This window comes from Maribellus maritimus, from assembly GCF_022267315.1.
In the GTDB taxonomy this organism is placed as follows: Bacteria; Bacteroidota; Bacteroidia; order Bacteroidales; family Prolixibacteraceae; genus Draconibacterium; species Draconibacterium maritimum.
This window is the reverse complement of the sequence record NZ_JAIKLE010000022.1, coordinates 44,180-62,336: the sequence shown is the minus strand read 5'-3', so window position 1 is coordinate 62,336 and position 18,157 is coordinate 44,180. Positions and strand designations below refer to the sequence as shown.

At 35.7% G+C, this 18,157-nt stretch carries 15 protein-coding genes; 8 read left to right on the top strand and 7 right to left on the bottom strand.

Annotated elements, in window-relative coordinates; all coding sequences use genetic code 11:
- Positions 1-199 precede the first annotated feature (199 nt).
- Positions 200-1,774 carry a hybrid sensor histidine kinase/response regulator gene (locus K5G00_RS18550; protein ID WP_238767684.1) on the top strand — a complete coding sequence of 525 codons (1,575 nt, stop codon included), beginning with the start codon at positions 200-202 and terminating at the stop codon, positions 1,772-1,774.
- A 122-nt stretch (positions 1,775-1,896) separates the two neighbouring features.
- Here the strand turns inward: K5G00_RS18550 and K5G00_RS18545 are convergent, their stop codons facing one another.
- A complete protein-coding gene (locus K5G00_RS18545) occupies positions 1,897-2,289 on the bottom strand; it encodes a hypothetical protein (RefSeq protein WP_238767683.1) in 393 nt (130 codons plus the stop codon).
- Positions 2,290-2,433: 144 nt separating this feature from the next.
- Between K5G00_RS18545 and glyA the strand changes: the two genes are divergently transcribed.
- From glyA to K5G00_RS18530, 3 genes are all read left to right on the top strand, one after another.
- Positions 2,434-3,714 carry a serine hydroxymethyltransferase gene (glyA, locus tag K5G00_RS18540; RefSeq protein WP_238767682.1) on the top strand — a complete coding sequence of 427 codons (1,281 nt, stop codon included), beginning with the start codon at positions 2,434-2,436 and terminating at the stop codon, positions 3,712-3,714.
- A 79-nt stretch (positions 3,715-3,793) separates the two neighbouring features.
- Positions 3,794-4,549, top strand: coding sequence for a sulfite exporter TauE/SafE family protein (locus K5G00_RS18535; protein ID WP_238767681.1), 756 nt, complete (start codon positions 3,794-3,796; stop codon positions 4,547-4,549).
- Between the two features lie 65 nt (positions 4,550-4,614).
- On the top strand, positions 4,615-5,535 hold the full coding sequence (locus tag K5G00_RS18530; protein ID WP_238767680.1) for a CobW family GTP-binding protein: 921 nt from the start codon (positions 4,615-4,617) through the stop codon (positions 5,533-5,535).
- On the opposite strand, the gene K5G00_RS18525 is transcribed toward K5G00_RS18530, so the two are convergent.
- Complete coding sequence (locus tag K5G00_RS18525; RefSeq protein WP_238767679.1) at positions 5,536-6,465, bottom strand: AEC family transporter; 930 nt, start codon at positions 6,463-6,465, stop codon at positions 5,536-5,538.
- Entirely contained in the window at positions 6,450-7,055 is a 606-nt protein-coding gene (locus K5G00_RS18520; RefSeq protein WP_238767678.1) for a beta-phosphoglucomutase family hydrolase, read from the bottom strand. The genes K5G00_RS18525 and K5G00_RS18520 overlap by 16 nt, the downstream gene beginning before the upstream one ends.
- Before the next feature lie 127 nt (positions 7,056-7,182).
- On the opposite strand from K5G00_RS18520, the gene K5G00_RS18515 reads away from it, so the two are divergent.
- On the top strand, positions 7,183-7,992 hold the full coding sequence (locus K5G00_RS18515) for a glycoside hydrolase family 16 protein (RefSeq protein WP_238767677.1): 810 nt from the start codon (positions 7,183-7,185) through the stop codon (positions 7,990-7,992).
- Between the two features lie 3 nt (positions 7,993-7,995).
- On the opposite strand, the gene K5G00_RS18510 is transcribed toward K5G00_RS18515, so the two are convergent.
- On the bottom strand, positions 7,996-9,723 hold the full coding sequence (locus K5G00_RS18510; RefSeq protein ID WP_238767676.1) for a cellulase family glycosylhydrolase: 1,728 nt from the start codon (positions 9,721-9,723) through the stop codon (positions 7,996-7,998).
- Positions 9,724-9,774: 51 nt separating this feature from the next.
- On the bottom strand, positions 9,775-10,026 hold the full coding sequence (locus tag K5G00_RS18505; RefSeq protein ID WP_238767675.1) for a 4a-hydroxytetrahydrobiopterin dehydratase: 252 nt from the start codon (positions 10,024-10,026) through the stop codon (positions 9,775-9,777).
- 264 nt (positions 10,027-10,290) lie between these two features.
- Between K5G00_RS18505 and K5G00_RS18500 the strand changes: the two genes are divergently transcribed.
- Entirely contained in the window at positions 10,291-14,031 is a 3,741-nt protein-coding gene (locus K5G00_RS18500; RefSeq protein WP_238767674.1) for a response regulator, read from the top strand.
- Positions 14,032-14,058: 27 nt separating this feature from the next.
- Complete coding sequence (locus tag K5G00_RS18495; protein ID WP_238767673.1) at positions 14,059-15,276, top strand: hybrid sensor histidine kinase/response regulator; 1,218 nt, start codon at positions 14,059-14,061, stop codon at positions 15,274-15,276.
- Between the two features lie 20 nt (positions 15,277-15,296).
- Here K5G00_RS18495 and K5G00_RS18490 read toward each other — a convergent pair whose 3' ends face one another.
- Together K5G00_RS18490 and K5G00_RS18485 are read right to left on the bottom strand one after the other, a co-directional pair.
- Complete coding sequence (locus K5G00_RS18490) at positions 15,297-16,643, bottom strand: response regulator (RefSeq protein WP_238767672.1); 1,347 nt, start codon at positions 16,641-16,643, stop codon at positions 15,297-15,299.
- Positions 16,644-16,766: 123 nt separating this feature from the next.
- Positions 16,767-17,657 carry a metallophosphoesterase gene (locus tag K5G00_RS18485; protein WP_238767671.1) on the bottom strand — a complete coding sequence of 297 codons (891 nt, stop codon included), beginning with the start codon at positions 17,655-17,657 and terminating at the stop codon, positions 16,767-16,769.
- Between the two features lie 51 nt (positions 17,658-17,708).
- Here K5G00_RS18485 and K5G00_RS18480 point away from each other — a divergent pair, with 51 nt between their 5' ends.
- Positions 17,709-18,155, top strand: a complete 447-nt coding sequence (locus K5G00_RS18480) for a YybH family protein (protein ID WP_238767670.1) — start codon at positions 17,709-17,711, stop codon at positions 18,153-18,155.
- The last annotated feature ends 2 nt before the right edge of the window (positions 18,156-18,157 follow it).

Here is an 18,157-nt window from a genome sequence, read left to right as displayed (position 1 = left end):
AATATTTTTAAGGGCTTTTCCATTTACCTTAATATGAAAAAATATAGTATGTAAATGGATGAGAGTCCTTGAAAAGAAAGGAGTTTTAGAATAAATTTAAATTTTAGACATACCTTTTTATGTACCTTTAGTGGGGGAATAGATAGGTTAGTGTTTTTTTAATGAGATAGAATAATTAGTTTTGACTAAAGACTTATTTATGAAACAAGATGATTTTCCACCAAATGAAAGTAGCTTTCATCTACATGAAGAATTCCTGCCTCTTAATGAAGATGAAGACTTGTATAAACAAATGTTCCAGTTTTCATTACTTCCAATTATAATTCACGACATGGATATGAATATTCTTGATGCAAATATTATGGCTGTGGAAGAATTTGGATATCCAAAAGAAGAATTGTTGGAGATGAAGGTATTCGATTTGCACATTGAATCAGAATTGGAACATTCTTCTAAGGTTTTGGAAGAAATGAAGCATAAAAATAAGTTAAGCGTTGAAACCAGTTTTGTGCGTAAAGATAAATCTGTTTTTATTGCTGAAGCAACACCTTGTAAATACATACTTAATAATAAGCCATTAATTCATGTGTATATACAAAATATTACGCAGCGAAAAAATGATGAAATAAAGTTAGTTAAAGCCATGGAAAAAGCGGAAGAAAGTGATCGATTGAAATCGGCTTTTCTCGCTAATATGAGCCATGAGCTAAGAACTCCTTTAAATGCGATACTTGGATATTCATCTTTTCTTAAAGATAAGAATAAAACAGATGACGATATTGAGAGATATGCGGATGTTATAAGAAAAAGCGGAGAACATTTAATGGCACTCATCAATGATATCATTGATATATCGTTGATTGAAGCAGGAAAAGTAAAAGTAGCTCAAAACCATTTTGAATTAAATAGTTTATTGATAGCTCTCTATAATTTTTTTCATTCATACCTGATATCAAAGAAGAAGTTTAATTTGTTACTAAAATTAGATATCCCTGAATCTGATTTTTTAATTGTCTCCGATGAAACAAGATTAAGACAAATTCTTACCAATTTATTAAGCAATGCGATAAAGTTTTGCGAAAAAGGTATAATTGAATTTGGCTACAGGATTGAAACAAAAAATATCATCTTTTTTGTTAAAGATACAGGTATAGGGATTCCTGTCGACAAAAAAGAAATTGTATTTGGGAGGTTTGTGAAAGTAGCAGAATCTAGAGAAAAATTATATGAGGGAACAGGTTTAGGCTTATCCATTGCAAAAGCTTGTACCGAGATGTTAAATGGCAAAATATGGTTTGATTCAGTGGAAAATATTGGAACTACGTTTTATTTTACAATTGAATATAAAGCTGGAACCCAGAGTAAAGAGCAATTGATTTCCTCCAATATTACTCCGTACGAGTTTAATAATGAACTTGTTTTAATTGCTGAAGATGATGAATATAATTATTCTTTTTTAGAGGAATCTCTAAAGGAATATAATTTGAGACTGATTAGAGCTGTTACCGGACAGGAAGCTATAAATAAAGTAATGGAACATGATGATATCAGTTTGATATTAATGGATATAAAAATGCCAGTCTTATCAGGAATTGATGCTACCATTGAAGTAAAAAAGCAGAAGCCCGAAATTCCAATAATTGCACAAACAGCCTTTGCTTATGAAAGTGATAAACGTGAAATTTTAAACGCAGGTTGTATTGAATGTCTTACAAAACCTATCGATAAAAAACTTTTGTTAGAGCTAATTTATAAAAACATTGTTGTAGAATAGTATTATTTCCAGCCTTCTTTTATTGCTGTTTTTTATTTTGATGCAGCTGCTTTGATTTAAACTTATACAGTCCGGAAATTAAGAACGAAATTTAATAAATTGATATGGCAATTTGCCATGATTTATCCTAATTTCCTCCAATTCAGAACATACCCTAAAATAAAAACGACCGTAAAAATTAGATTTGTTACCGAAAATGCCTGTCTGTTTACCCAAAACACAGGAAGCAACAAAATAAGTATTTGTGCTGCGGAATAAATCAAAACTCCGTCGCGATGAAACTTCCAGATTCTGATGGCACCGGCTAAAGAAATTGCATACAAGGCCATTAAAGTTGTAAAGTACAAAGGTGAAATTGTTTCGGTTGAATGCCAGGAAGAATATTTAATTATCAATTCTGAAACTTGTTCAAAAAAAAGTGATGATATAAAATAGCCTAAAAATGCAAATCCGCTTCCGATAAACGAAAGAATACATAAAGCACTTAAAAAATCAGGTCGTTTTGTGTTATTCATAATAAAAAAACTTTGAGTCAGAAGCGTTTGCTTGGCAACTCACTGTTAATTGTTCAAAAATAGTGGGTTTTTATTTACTTTATCAACAAAGGCCTCTTTTTAAAATGTATTACCTTTGTTTTTTAATTAAAAGAATTGACGAAAATGAAGAGAGATACCTTGGTTTTTGATATCATTCAAAAAGAACGGGAACGCCAGCTTAGCGGCATCGAATTAATTGCCTCAGAGAACTTTGTGAGTGATCAGGTTTTGGAAGCGATGGGGTCGGTAATGACCAATAAATACGCAGAAGGTTACCCTGGAAAACGTTACTATGGTGGTTGTCAGATTGTAGATATGACGGAGCAACTGGCTATCGACCGTATCAAAGAGTTGTATAATGCCGAGTGGGCAAACGTTCAACCGCACTCAGGAGCACAAGCCAACGCTGCTGTTTTGAGTGTTGTTTTAAAACCGGGCGATACTTTTCTGGGTTTGGATTTGTCGCACGGAGGTCACCTTTCTCACGGTTCTCATGTGAACTCATCAGGAATTCTTTACAACCCGATTGCGTACAAAGTGAAAGAAGATTCCGGTTTGGTTGATTACGATGAAATGGAAGCACTGGCACTGGCACACAAACCAAAATTGATAATTGGTGGAGCTTCGGCTTACAGTCGTGAATGGGATTACAAACGCATGCGTGAAATCGCGGATAAAATTGGTGCAATTTTGATGATCGACATGGCACATCCAGCCGGTTTGATTGCTGCTGATTTATTGAAAAATCCGGTGGAACATGCACATATTGTTACTTCTACAACGCACAAAACTTTGCGTGGCCCGCGTGGAGGTATCATTTTGATAGGTAAAGATTTTGAAAACCCATGGGGAATAACAACAACAAAAGGTATAGTTCGAAAGATGTCATCGTTGCTCGATTCTGCTGTTTTCCCGGGACAACAAGGTGGTCCGCTGGAACACGTAATTGCTGCTAAAGCGGTTGCTTTTGGCGAAGCACTTTCTCCTGAATTCAAAGAATACCAAAAGCAGGTGAAAAAGAATGCAGATGTAATGGCGCAGGCTTTTATCGATTTGGGTTACAAAGTTATTTCGGGCGGAACAGATAATCACTCGATGTTGATTGATTTACGTACTAAATTCCCTGAGATAACCGGTAAGGTGGTTGAAAATACTTTAGTGAAAGCGGAAATTACGGTGAACAAAAATATGGTTCCGTTCGATAGCCGTTCTCCTTTCCAAACTTCAGGATTACGCCTTGGAACTCCGGCCATTACAACACGAGGAGTAAAAGAAGATTTAATGCCGGTAGTTGTTCAGTTGATAGACGATGTTATCTCAAATATTGAAGACGAAAAGACTTTAAAAATGGTGGGAGGAAAAGTTCATAGCTTGATGAAAGACTTCCCGTTGTTTGCGTATTAGTTCAAAGTATCCCGGGTTCAAAGTTTAAATCTTATAGGTTTAAACTTTGAACTTTAAATATTCAACTTTTAGCTTCGTTATGGAATGGTACATGATTCTTGCTCTTATCGGTACCGGATTGGCAGCTGGTTTTATTAACACAACTGCGGGAGGTGGTTCGATGCTAACGTTGCCCTTGCTAATGTTTCTGGGACTTCCGGCCAATGTCGCAAATGGTACCAATCGAATTGCCATTTTACTTCAAAATGTTATTGGTGTAAATACATTTCGGCAAAAAAAGGTACTCAACTTAAAAACCGACTATAAACTTGCGGTTCCGGCAACAGCTGGTTCAATAATCGGTGCTTTGTTTGCAGTTGAGCTCGATCCGTTGCTGCTTAAAAAAATAATTGCCGGCTTAATGGTCGTTATGTTTCTGTTCGTGGTTGCAAAGCCAGAAATCTGGGTAAAGGAAAGAGTTGGTCAAACACTGGCAAAACCTACTTCTCTGCAGTATATTATTTTCTTTTTTATTGGATTATATGGAGGTTTTATTCAACTGGGTGTTGGTTTTTTTCTATTGGCAGGCCTGGTACTCGGGTGCGGGCAGGATCTTGTTAAAGCAAATGCTTTGAAGGTATTTATTGTCCTTATATATACCGTTTTTTCACTCGGAATTTTTATTGTCAACAAACAGGCAAACATTTCAGCAGGATTAATTCTTGCAGCGGGAAATATGGGCGGAGCGTGGTTCGGAGCTAATTTTGCTGTAAAAGGAGGTGCAAAATATGTGAGGTATGTTTTACTTGTTGCACTTGTAATTGTTATTTTAAACCTGTTTGGGGTATTTAGCTAGGTGAATCATTTTTTTAGTTTAAGTGGCTTTTTTATTTTTATTCACTTAAGATTTGAACGTTCTATATGCACAATAATTCAAAAATAATAGTTACTGTAATCACAGGTTTTTTAGGATCGGGGAAAACTACATTTATAAATTCATTATTAAAACGATATTCTGAAAAACAATTTGCACTGGTTGAAAATGAGTTTGGCGACATAGCAATTGATACAAAGTTGATAAAAGGCGTGGAAGCCAGTCAGATGTTTGAATTAAAAGAAGGATGTATTTGTTGCACAATTACCGATGAATATGAATTGGTTTTACAGGAATTGGCTAAACGTTTTCCGAATGTGGAACATTTGCTAATTGAAACCACCGGTGTTGCCGATCCGGCATCGGTTATTCGTCCGTTTTTTCGGGATGAAAATTTACAGCAACTTTATTCTTTTGACGGTACAATTTGTCTGCTCGATGCTTTGAATTTTCATAACGGTTATGAAAAGGATTTGAAATACAAACAAATTGCAGTGGCCGATTTTGTTTTGGTGAATAAAACCGAAAAACAATCATTGGAAGAAAAGGAAGCTTTAAAAAAGCAAGTTCAGCAGATAAATCCGCTGAGCAAAATTCAGTTTGCAGAATATGGATTAGCACCCGATTTTGAGCTTGAAAAGGTAACATATCGTCCGAAATTTTATCCCGCTTTTCAAGGAGAAAAATCACCTCATTCCCAGATTTCAACACAAACAATGGTGTTTTCAAAACCAATAAATAAGTCGGAATTTGAACACTGGCTTTCCTATACTTTAGATGTTTATAAAAATGAAATTTACCGGATAAAAGGAATTCTATGTTTTGAAAATGAAGCGTTTGAATTTTTTTTGCAGGGAGCAGGCGGAAGCTACGAACTTTTTGAAGGTGAGAATATAATATCGGGAAATAACAGTGAAATTGTTGTGATTGGGAAACTGGATAAAGTGGAATTAACAACAAATTTTTGATTAACTCAGAACAACCATCCACAGCGGAATTGTAAAAATTGACAGCGAAGTTGCCAAAACCACAATTCTCGCAACAACTGTAGTTTCCAGTTTGTATTGTACCGCCAGCGCGTAAGGAGTCACACCAAGCGGCATTGAGGCATCCAGAATTGAAGCATCAAACTGCATAGAATCCAGTCCTGCCTGTTTGATGGATAAGTAATAAATAAACGGTAGAACAAGCATTGTAAGCACTGCAAAAATAAAAACCTGAATCCATTCTCCGGGGTGCCCGACTTTGTTAAAACCAAGAAAAATTCCGAGCGAGAATAATACAACTGCAGTTACGGAATTGGAAAAAAGATTGATTGTTTCTTCAAAAATCATGGGCAATTTCAGTTTGAAAAAAACAATCAGCAAACCAATAAAGATGGAAATCAGCAGCGGATTTTTTACCAGGTTTAATCCGATTTTTTTTATATCAATCTCTTTTTTGCTGTTCGATTCAATAAGGATAATTCCAAGCGTTAAAAGCCAAAAAAGATAAACCGCCGATAGGATGGCTGCCGTGGGTAAAACTTCGGTACCAAATGCATTAAATAAAACAGGAATTCCCAGGTAGGCAACATTGCCAAAAGAGAAAACCAGAAAAAGCGAACTGCGCATTCGTTTGGAAAGCTTGAATATTCGCGCAACGGGAAACGCCAGCAACATGGAAATAACGATGTATGCTGAATTTAACAAAATCAACTTTAAATAAGATTCTCCTTCCACTTCCAAATTCATCAGCGACGCAATGACCAAAGCCGGGAAACCAATCCAGAGGGCATATTTATTCAGAATATCAACCCAGGTTTCGCTGGCCGCTTTTGTTTTCGAAAAAATTAATCCTGCAAAAATGATAAGGAAAAGCGGTAAGACCGTTTTTAGTGCAATTATGAAAGAACCCATTCGCCGTAATTAATAAACGGGCGGACGTCGGTAATCATCATTCCCGCTGTTTTAGCAGCTGTAATTCCCAAATCACCATCTTCAAAAACCTGGCAAAATTCCGGATCAATATTCATTAATCTGGCACATTCCAGAAAAGTATCCGGGTTGGGTTTATGGCTGGTAACGTCGTCGGCAGAAACGATTGTATCAAAATATTCAGTTATTCCAAGTGCTTTTAACTGTACTTCAGCGCTTTTCCTGCTGGCCCCTGTTCCAACGGCCATTGGTAATTTTCCGTGGTAGTTTTTTACAATGGTAACTACTTCCTCCACCGGGCGCAATAAATGGGCAAGCTCCCAAAAAGAAGTTTGTTTTTGTTTTACAATGTCTACCGGATTTGCCGAAAGATTATACTGTTCCACAACCCGTTTGGCAAACTCGATGGTTGGGCGGCCTGTCATTTCGTATACAATCTGAGTATCAAATTCAAAACCGTATTTTTTCCCAATCTGATTCCACGTTTCAACGTGAACCGGCAGAGAATCTGATAAGGTTCCGTCTAAATCAAAAATTAAAGCTTTTGCTTTTGGTGAGACCTGTATTTCCATTCATTTTACTTTGTTGCCAAAAGTAACAGTTCATTTGTTGAATATGTTTGAGTTGTTGCGTATTTAACCGAGATTTAAAATTCGCTTAAAAAAATTATCTTTGGAGAAAACACAAAATATACTGGAAATGAGATTTTTAATGTTGCTGCTTTGTTTTTGTACGTTTATTACGGCCTGTGCGCAAAATTTGGGTTCTGAAGCTGAGAGCAGAAATACAAAGTGGGAATTGGTTTGGGAGGATAATTTTGATACCGACGGATTACCCGATAAAAATATCTGGTCGTACGAAGTGGGGTATATCCGGAATAACGAGGCCCAGTATTATACCGAAAAAAGAATTGAAAATGCACATGTTGAAAATGGTAATTTGATTATTGAGGCCCGAAAAGACAATTTTGAAGGGAACGAAATTACATCGGCAAGCATAAATACCTTTAATAAAAGAAATATTTTATACGGAAGGGTGGAAGTAAAGGCAAAACTTCCTACCGGACGTGGAACCTGGCCGGCAATATGGATGCTGGGGACAAGTATTAAGAATGGAACCGGATGGCCAGCTTGCGGCGAAATAGATATCATGGAAAATGTCGGCTTTGAGCCGAACGTAATTCATGCAAATATTCATACAAAATCGTATAATCATGTGTTGGGAACAAACAAGGGAAACAGTACTGTAGTTCAAAAACCATATGAAGATTTTCATGTGTATACCCTTGAGTGGTTTGAAGATCACATGGATTTTTACATAGATAATACGCTGTACTTCAGCTTTAAAAATGAAAATACAGGCAACGACACCTGGCCTTTTGATAAACCGCATTATCTGCTGATTAATCTCGCTATCGGAGGCGGATGGGGCGGTCAAAAGGGAATTGATGAATCAATCTTCCCGCAGAAATATTATATCGATTATGTAAAAGTTTACAAACAGAAATAAAATTTATTGTTTAATGATTTTTGTGGAAAAGACTTCCGAATTTTTTCTCAACTGAACAAAGTACATCCCTGGTTTTATGTTTGCCAGGTTAAAAATATTTTCATTTTGTTGCAGTTCTTTTTGTAAAATCAATTCTCCGGAAATGTTAAAAATCAATATCTGCTTGTAGTCTCCATTGTTTTTTACAATTAGGTTTTCAGTTACCGGGTTGGGATAAATTTCAATTCCTTCCGGAGTGGTTTTTTTCTCTGATAAGTTTGTAACCAACTCAATTTCTTCAAGTAAGATACCGGTCACTGAAAAATTGATATCAGATTTTCCCAAATCAAATACAATGCGAGCCCGGTCGTCGTTTTCTGTCATGTCGAAAATGACTGTAAATGTTTGCAGACTGTCATTCGCAGTATAAGCGTTATAGCCGCTGTATGATGACCATTGGGAAATACTTTGCCCCACATAGGGCGAAAAAGACCGGTTGGCATCCGCTTTTGCCCTAAACGATAATCTGTATTTTTTCCCTTTTTCCAAAGAAATATTCCCTCGAACCAATTGTACGTGCCAGCTTTCTGTGCTTCCGTTTGAAATGGTTATTTCCAATGAATTGTTGCCGTTGGAGAGTTCTGCATCACCGGTTCCCTGTGTGTATAAATTCCAGTTGTCGGTCGAGTTTTCAAAATCGGAGGTATAAACAGTTGTCCCCTTATAGCTTGCCGGTTCCGGCATTTTATTGTGAAGGAGCGCATTTACCAAATCTTCATAGTACGTTTCAGCATTGGGATTATAAATTCCAAATCCGGCACTAAATTCCCAATAAGCCCAGCTCCAGTTTTGCTGTTCAAAATAACGGGCGAGAAAAGTGGTCCATTTTGCACGGGAAGTCATGTCGGCCTCACTATATGCACCAAATTCACCAATATGAACCGGAATTGAATTTTCCAGGCTAAATGTTACCAACGAAGAAAATTCCTGCCGCATCACATCTCTTTCATCTTTGGTGTCCGTCCATTCTGTTCCCAGCCAGCTATCAGCATCATCTCCTGCCCAGCTTGCTCCCTGGTGGGTAAATGAAAATGGATTGTAGTAATGAACGGTAACAATTATATTTTCATCATCTGGGAGTTGGAGCTCAGGAAGCCCGAAGAGTCCGCCGTATTCAGCAGTGCCAATCAAAACAATTCGGTCCGGATTATCCATTCGAATGGTTTGTAGTGCCTCGCCTGACAAACTATTCCATTTATCAGTGGTAAGATTTCCGTGGGGTTCATTTAATATTTCAAAAAGAAGCGAATCCGAATAGTCTTTTAAAAAATCGGAAATTTGTTTCCATTGAGCCAGAAAACGCTCTTTTTGTGCGTCGGGATAGGCATACAACGAATCGTGGTGATGCATGTTTATTATCACAAACAAATCGTTATTTAATGCTGAATCAACGACCTGTTTTATCCGGTTCAAGAATGAAGTTTCAATTGTGTAGGGAGAAGTCAGGGAACTTCTTGCTTCGGGTTCCCAACGAATCGGAATCCGAACGTGATTAAAACCCAATTCTGCAATCATCGATGCATATTCCGGCTGCCACGGGTTTTCCCACGATGTTTCGGTTGGCGCTTCAAACATGTTCCCGTAATTGATTCCGCGGCCTAGTTTTTTATTAATTTCAAAAGCGTGTTCGCGTGTTTGTCCAAAAGAATTTAAAAAGATAAAAATTACAACTGCAAGCGTAAATATTTTCATAAAGTTTCATTTGTAAAGCGTTCAGAAAACTCTCAGAAATACTAAAAGTAATTAGATTTGTTTTGGAGTTAAATAAATTTCGTCGATTTTTTCCCCCAGTGAATAGTCCTTATCTGTAATTTTATTTTCGCGGTGTGTGAAAAGCATCATTTTTACTTTTTTGTAGGAATGAATCAAAATATCAGGGTGATGATTTGCATCCTCAGCTAAAGGAACAATTTTATCCACAAAACTTACAGCTTCCGCAAAGTTTGAAAATGTGAATTCTTTTTCGAGGTGTTTGTCTTTTGTCTTCCATTTCATAAACGAGCTTTTTAATAAAACAATTGAGATGTTGAAATGTTAGTGATTTTTTTTAAACAAAATGATTTTAATTTGATGGAAATGATTTATATTGAATCCATTGATATAAAAAAGTTTATTTTTTTTGCAGAACTATATAGTTGCGTGTTTGTTGTTTACTTATGCAGTAAAACAGGAATAATAGAAATAAAACGTTATTGAGCTACACCTTTTTATATACCAAGCCTTATGAGCACTTCTTTCTCAAATTTGTATATTCAAAAATTGAGCTACACTGAGCGAAAAATAATTGAATACAATGAAAAATTGTTTGGTCTGTTTATTCGTTTTGATAATAAGGAAAACTGGCCCATTCTATACTGTAGTAAATCTGTTGAAAGAGTTACTGGTTTTACCCATAAAGAATTGATTTCAAAAACGTTTCGTTGGTGGGATGCAATTCATGAAGATGATAAGAAACTGGTTGATGATAATTTGAAATCTGCTGCAGAAGAAAACAAATCTGTTGAATTTTCTTTTCGTTTTAACTCTGCTAATGGAGATCTTGTCTGGTTAAGGTTTAGCGGAGGATGTTCGTTTTTTCGCACTGATGTAATTGACGGGATTTTTACTGATATTACAAAAGAAAAGAAAAATCAAATTTCTGTAAAAGAAGAGTTAAATAGTTTAAAGATTTCTCTTCGGGAAATGGGAGCGCATTATTGGGTTCAAAACATAGAAACAAGAGAATTAAAGTTTGAGTCAGAACAATTTTTTCAGCGCCTGGGATATGCAGAAAATGAGTACCCTACAAACCAGGACGAGTACTTGAGTCTGGTAGAGCCTGCTGATATTGAAAAAACAATGGATACGTATGAGAAGCATATTCAAGGTTTGTTGCCTGTGCACACCGCTGAGTACAGGATAAAAACAAAAGAAGGCAAATGGATATGGACTCTGAATATCGCCCGGGTAACACAGAGAGGAAAATCCGGCTCCATTAAAGAAGTATCAGGTATTACTATCGATAACACCGAGAATAAAGTAGCAGAAGAACGTTTAAATGCTGAACGAGAAAGGCTACAGCAGATAATGGATACAAGCCCGATTGCTGTTGCTTTAACTACTGACAGTATTATTCAATACAGTAATAAACGTTTTGAACATATTTTCGGTGTGAGAAAGGGAGAGTCTATTGTTCCAACATATATAAGAAAACAGGATCGCGACACAGTAATGGAACAGCTGAAGCACCAACAATATGTTTTCAATTATGAGTTGAATAAGTTAGATAAAAACGGAAAAGTTATTGACTGTATTGTAAACTATTCAGTAACGCAAATTGATGGAAGGGAAAGTATTTTGAGTTGGATTTTAGAAGTTACTCCACTAAAAGAAGCAGAAAAAAAGGCCGATCTTGCACGAAGAACTTCGGAGCGAATCTTCGAAACTGTACCTGTTCCAATTTTTGTTGTTGATTTTAATAAGAACAGGATTTTAAAATGTAATAAAGCACTGCTGGATTTTCATCAAATAGAAAGGATTGATAAATACGACCCGGAAAATATTTGGGTCAGTTTTGAAGATAGAATGAAGATAATGAACAGGTTGTCGGTTGTTGGTTTTGTATATAATCAGGAAATACAAATTCGACGTCTTGGGACAGCTGAAAAAGTTTGGGGAATGTATTCCATTTATCCCATTAACTATCTCGGAAAAGAATGTCATATCATTTCATTTGTTGATTTAACCAAAATAAAAGAAACCGAGCTTCAGTTATCGTTTGCCAAAGAAGAGGCGGTTTTGGCAACCAAAGCAAAAAGTGAATTTTTGGCAAGGATGAGTCATGAGATTAGAACACCAATGAATGCGATTATCGGCTTAACGCATCTAACCCTTCAAACCAAATTGGCAAAAAAACAACGGGAACATCTTTCAAAAGTGCATTCGTCAGGTGTTACTCTTTTGGGAATTGTAAACGATGTTCTCGACTTTTCAAAAATTGAAGCGGGAAAAATGGAACTTGATCTTCACGAATTTGACCTCGAAAAGTTGTTTATTGATTTTACGAATGTTGTAACCTTTAAAGCTCATGAAAAGAATCTGGAAGTGATTATGGATTTGGATCGGAGAATTCCCAAATTGTTAATCGGCGACTCGTTAAAAATAAAACAGGTACTTGTTAACTTATCAAACAACGCGATTAAATTTACTGAAGAAGGTGAAATTGTAATAAAAGCCGAAATCACGGAGATTAAGGAAAAGCAACTCAAAATATTGTTTTCGGTATCTGATACAGGAATTGGACTTACAAAGAATGAAATAGGAAGGTTATTTCATTCTTTTAGTCAGGCTGATGGAACAACAACGCGAAGATATGGTGGAACAGGTCTTGGTTTATCAATTAGCAAACGTTTGGTTGAGTTAATGGGCGGCGAAATTTGGGTGGAAAGTGAAAAAAATACCGGAAGTACTTTTGGCTTTTCACTTTGGTTGAATACTGCAAAAGCAGACAGTCGGAGAAACGATTTGTCTGAGCTAAAAGAAAGCCGGATTTTAATTTGCGACGACAACAAAACTTCTTGTACAATACTAGCTGGTTTGCTTTCTGAAATAAAATCTGAAATTACGATAGTCAACAATGGAAGGGATGCCATCGCAGCATTGGAAAAAGACCGTGGTGAAAATTTCGATCTGTTACTTATTGACTGGAAAATGGCAGGATTAAATGGTATCGAAACCATTAAACAGATCAAAAAAAGTGGTAAAATAAAGTCAGTTCCTTCAATAATTATGGTTACTGCTTATAATCGTGAAGATGTTATTAGTGAGGCGATAAAGGTTGGCGTAAATTCAACGTTAATAAAACCTGTTAGTTACTCAACTCTTTACGACACGCTTCTGGATGTTTTTGGGAAAAATGAAGACGTTCGTGAAGAGAAATATTCAGTCCCGTTTTTATCTGAAATAAAAAGTCGCGTACAAGGGGCCAATGTCCTTCTGGTTGAAGATAATGCAGTAAATCAGGATGTAGCAATTGGAATGTTACAGGAAGTTGGAGTCAGTGTTGAAATAGCAAACAATGGATTGGAAGCTGTTTCAAAAGTTCGGGGTTCGGGAAATCCCTCAAAATATGAATTGGTAATTATGGATTTACAAATGCCGGTAATGGACGGGTATGACGCGACTATCGAAATTCGAAAAATGGATGAATATAAAAAATTACCAATTGTTGCTTTAACGGCCGATGCTGTGGAAGAAATAAAAGAAAATTGTCTGAGAATTGGAATGAATGATTTTATTTCCAAACCAATAAATCCCGATACATTTTATTTGTCGGTTGATAAATGGATTCAAGTTGTTGAGAATAGAACTGAAGTGCAAGTGCCGATTGCGGAAAATGAAGTTCAGGAAATAACTGCAATCGAGGGGGTGAATTTGAAAAACGGATTGAATCGGATTAATAATAAACTTTCATTGTATCAGAAACTCTTGATTAAGTTTTACAAACATTATGAAGGGTTTGTTGATGAAATAAGAAAAAGACATCGTGAGTCGGAAAACATCGATGATTTGAAAAAAGATATTCATACATTGAAAGGAGTTGCCGGAAATATAGGAGCGGAAAAGTTATTTTTATATTCAAAGAACTTTGAGCAAAAATTAAAAGAGGACGGTCAGAACAGTATTGACAAAGATTTAGATGAGTTACAGAATTTGATAACACCAATTTTAGATTCGATAAAGGCACAGCTGATTACAGGAAAAGAAGACACTACGAGTGATATCGCAGTTGTTTTTGATGAAAATAAAAAGGAACAGCTGGATAAAATTTTGGAAGAGCTCAAAATATTGTTGTCAAGAAATAGTTTCAAGGCAGTTAATAAAACCAATGAGTTGATGAGGTTGGTTGCCGGAACGGAATTAGAGAGACACGCAACGAAAATTGAAGAATTTGTTTCGGATTATGAATTTGAAAAAAGTTTTGCAGAGTTAAAAGAATTTATGAAACATATAACAACGTAGTGGTACCGCACGAATAAAACTTGAATTATGGAAAACTATTCAAACCTTGATGCAGAAGAATTTAGAATATTGATAGTTGAGGATGCCCCTGAAAATATAGATATACTTATTGGTGTTCTTTCTAATTACAATTTGATTATTTCGAAAACGGGGGAGAAGGCTTTAAAATTAATGGCCGGCGATGCTCAACCGGATTTAGTTTTATTAGATATTGAACTCCCGAATATAAGTGGTTATTCTGTTTGTAATCAAATAAGGCAAAATAAAGAATATGATGATATTCCTATTGTATTTTTGACTTCAAAAACAGATAGAGAATCCATCTTAAAAGGATTTGAAACCGGCGGACAAGATTATATCACTAAGCCCTTTGATACAAAAGAATTGTTGGCGCGGGTTAAAACACATATCGAATTAAAGAAAAATAAAGAACAGCTGAAAAATGTAAACCGCTGGCTGGAGAATAAAGTAGCGCAACGAACCGAAGAATTAAAAGGCGCTAATAATGAGCTTATTAGGGTGAATTCTGAATTGGAGAAGTTAAACAAAGAATTGATTAACTTAGATAAAGAAAAAGCCGAATTTCTTTCCATAATAAGTCATGAAATAAGAACGCCCTTAAATGGTCTAATAGGTTTTCTTGATATTATAAAATCAAGTATTGACGACGAGAAAATATTGGAGTACTTTAACTATATCGATATTTCCACTTCCCGGCTGGAAAAATTTGCTTTGCTTGCGCTTCAGATGACACAATTGAAAGTTAAAAATCTAAAACTTGATAAACTTGAATTAAATCTGAATGATATTATTTTGGGATTCACAAATTCGAAATTTGGAGAAGAGTTATCCCAAAAAAAAATTTCTACCAATTTTGATTTCTCACCTCAGGATATGGTTGTTTATGTAGACGAGTCTTTATTCCACCAATGTATTTCGTGTGTTTATGAAAATGCAATTAGTTATACAAATGAAGGAAGCACAATTGAAATACGGGGTTTTTTAAAAGACAACTACTCATGTATTGAATTTGTAGATGAAGGCCCCGGATTTTCAGAGAAGGCACTAAATAATTTATTTAAGCCTTTTATTCCCGGAATAAAACATGTTGACGAAAATATGGGGCTCGATTTGGCAGTTGTAAATTTGATTATTGAGGAACACGGAGGGAAAATTGAAATCGAGAATCAAGATAAAAAAGGTGCATTGGTCAGATTACTATTACCGGCCAAAGAGGCTGGCTGACAATTTGTTTTGTGCCGGGGTCAATTTAATCGCTGATATTCTTTTATGATTTCTAACAACTCTTTCCGATTAAAAGGTTTGGAGAGATAATCATCAAAACCGGACTCAAGAACTTTTTGTTTTTCTTCTTCAAAAGCAAAAGCGGTTTGTGCAATAACAGGAAGGTCGGAGCGAATATCTTTTATTTTTTTGGTTGCCTGGTAACCGTCCATTACCGGCATTTTTAAATCCATCAAAACCAGAAAAATGTTTTTTTCCGTTTTGCAAATTTCAACGGCTTCTTTTCCATTTTTTGCAACGGCATAATTAATTTGTGCCCGCCGCAGAATCTCCATCACGTATCGTAAATTGGAATTGTCGTCTTCAACAACTAAAATTAAAGCCTCGTTTTTGGGATTGGCTATAACATCCGATTCCAATGAATTTATTTCGGCGCCCTTGTTTTTTGTTTTATACGGAATGGTAAAATAAAATCTGGAGCCAACTCCTTCTTCTGAATCCAGGCCAATTTCTCCATGTAACAAATCGATATTTCCTTTACAAATAGCAAGTCCCAGCCCAATACCGTCATACAATCTCATAAGATTATTGTCTGCTTTCCGGAAACGTTCAAAAATTTTCTCGTGTAGTTCGCTCTTAATCCCGATACCGGTATCTTCAACATAAAATTTTAGTTTTTTGTTTTTGATGTAATAACCAAATTCAATAAATCCCTTTTCTGTAAATTTTATTGAATTGCTAATCAGGTTTACAAGAACCTGCCTTAGTTTAGCATGGTCGGTGAGCACAAAAACGGATTTGTTATCCAGCCCCCTGGTTAAAATAAATTTTACCTCGGCGGGAACACGAGGTTTGAAAACAGTGTAAATGTCTTCCAACAATTCATTAATATTTACAATTTCCTCGTTGACCTTAATATTTCCCGACTGAATCATTGAAATATCAAGTACATCATTTACAATGGAAAGAAGTTGTTTTGATGACTTTGTAATTATTTTGATATACTCTTTTTTTTGTGCTTCGGGCAAATCATCAAATTCGAGCAAACTTGCAAAACCTATAATGCCGTTCATGGGAGTACGAATTTCATGCGAAATATTTTGCAAAAACGATGTTTTTAAACGGTCACTTTCTTTGGCCTCCTGTTCTGCTTTACGCAGTCTTTCCAAATGCCGTTTAAGAAGGATATAAAACAAAATTCCGGTTAAAATTACATAGAACCATCCTTTTAATGTTTGCAGCTGAGTTAGGTATGCGTTGTCTATAACAAGTGTGTGGAGAATCTTGTCGGAAAAAAGAATCCACAGACCACCTATCAGCAAGTAAGCCAGGGTAATTTTGTATTCAAATTTTAAGTTGATTTTCATCTGTCATTTAACGACTTTTTTTTATTCTGGAAATAGTTCATAACGTTTTTTGAATCATTGAATTATAGTTAATATTTAAACGTAATTTTCAAATAAAAGTTTTTGTCTGATACAGAGTGTTTTCTAATAAGTTTGAAGAGTCCGGTCTGGCTCATTTCCAAATCCGTTAATTATGATATTATCATTTTCAATTTTTACAACGGCAAATGAATTTATATTTTCTGTTTCTACCATTCCTGTTAGATTCAGAAAGTGTATTCCTTCCCAAAACACGTAATTCCCCGCATGATTATGTCCGTTCATCCAACATTTTACACATTTATATTTTTGGAGGATTGTTAAAACTTCCTCCGAATTCCAGAGCGTATGCGCTTCTAGTGGTAGTAGTGGATAGTGGCAAAATAAAATCACTTTTTGATTATTTTTCTGCGCCTCTTTAAGCTGACTTTCCATCCATACAAATTGTTCTTCGCCGATTCCACCGTTCCAATCAAAAGAATTGGGCTTGTTTTCGGTTTTCATTTTGGCGACAATTTTTTTAGCTTGATTCACTATTCCGGGGTCGTTTGAATGAAAGGTGATATCATTTCCGTTTAAAAAGATAAACCGCCAGCCGTTTTTTACAAAAGAATACCAGGTTTTTGAAAGGTTGAGCTTTTCAGGTACTTTTTCCAGAAATTCGCTGTTTACCTCCAAATCGTGATTTCCGATAACATGAAAAATTTTACTTTTTGATTCTCTTAAAATAGGGGTCAATGTATCATAACTTGATAAATTTCTGTCAATGAGATCTCCCAGGCCAACTACAAACTCAATATTTCCATTTTGATTAAAGAAAGTGATACATTCGTTTAATTTATCGGGAGAGTTTTTGTAGAAACGTGTGTTCCATGTTTCACAGTCGCAGTATTGGCAATCGGCAAAAACACCAAATTCTGTTTGAGATTTTATGGGTTGACTATAACTCATGAGCAAAAAAGTGGTACTTATTAGAATCGTTGATTTAATTTTCATTTGTTTCTCGATTGGTTTACTAATTTAGCGTAATTATTGATTTTTAATGTTATGAAAAAATTAACAGTTGTAATTTTAAGTTTGTTTATCGTCATTTCCTGTTTGGGCCAGGATAAAATGGAAAAGAAGGACAGGACTGAAATCAGTAGTTTGCTAAAAAAACAGGTTGATGCATGGAACGCGGGCAATTTGGAAAAGTTTATGGAAACATACTGGAATTCGGATAGTTTGGTGTTTGTGGGAGGAAGTGGTCCTACTTATGGTTGGCAAAAAACGCTCGAAAATTATAAAAAAAGATATCCGACACGAGCTGAAATGGGCGAAACCCATTTTAAGATTCTAAGAATGTCGAAGATTGACGATAAAACAGTTTTTGTAATTGGTCGTTACGAATTAACGCGGGAAATGGGAAACTTGGCCGGACATTTTACATTGATAATTCAGAATATCGACGGAAAATGGTTGATTATAAGTGACCATTCCAGCGCTGAAAGCTGAAA

Bases quoted from the DNA above. Each gene is read 5' to 3' on its own strand.
- K5G00_RS18550 (WP_238767684.1), top strand. From the start codon at position 200: ATGAAACAAGATGATTTTCCACCAAATGAAAGTAGCTTTCATCTACAT.
- K5G00_RS18545 (WP_238767683.1), bottom strand. From the start codon at position 2,289: ATGAATAACACAAAACGACCTGATTTTTTAAGTGCTTTATGTATTCTT.
- glyA (WP_238767682.1), top strand. From the start codon at position 2,434: ATGAAGAGAGATACCTTGGTTTTTGATATCATTCAAAAAGAACGGGAA.
- K5G00_RS18535 (WP_238767681.1), top strand. From the start codon at position 3,794: ATGGAATGGTACATGATTCTTGCTCTTATCGGTACCGGATTGGCAGCT.
- K5G00_RS18530 (WP_238767680.1), top strand. From the start codon at position 4,615: ATGCACAATAATTCAAAAATAATAGTTACTGTAATCACAGGTTTTTTA.
- K5G00_RS18525 (WP_238767679.1), bottom strand. From the start codon at position 6,465: ATGGGTTCTTTCATAATTGCACTAAAAACGGTCTTACCGCTTTTCCTT.
- K5G00_RS18520 (WP_238767678.1), bottom strand. From the start codon at position 7,055: ATGGAAATACAGGTCTCACCAAAAGCAAAAGCTTTAATTTTTGATTTA.
- K5G00_RS18515 (WP_238767677.1), top strand. From the start codon at position 7,183: ATGAGATTTTTAATGTTGCTGCTTTGTTTTTGTACGTTTATTACGGCC.
- K5G00_RS18510 (WP_238767676.1), bottom strand. From the start codon at position 9,723: ATGAAAATATTTACGCTTGCAGTTGTAATTTTTATCTTTTTAAATTCT.
- K5G00_RS18505 (WP_238767675.1), bottom strand. From the start codon at position 10,026: ATGAAATGGAAGACAAAAGACAAACACCTCGAAAAAGAATTCACATTT.
- K5G00_RS18495 (WP_238767673.1), top strand. From the start codon at position 14,059: ATGGAAAACTATTCAAACCTTGATGCAGAAGAATTTAGAATATTGATA.
- K5G00_RS18490 (WP_238767672.1), bottom strand. From the start codon at position 16,643: ATGAAAATCAACTTAAAATTTGAATACAAAATTACCCTGGCTTACTTG.
- K5G00_RS18485 (WP_238767671.1), bottom strand. From the start codon at position 17,657: ATGAAAATTAAATCAACGATTCTAATAAGTACCACTTTTTTGCTCATG.
- K5G00_RS18480 (WP_238767670.1), top strand. From the start codon at position 17,709: ATGAAAAAATTAACAGTTGTAATTTTAAGTTTGTTTATCGTCATTTCC.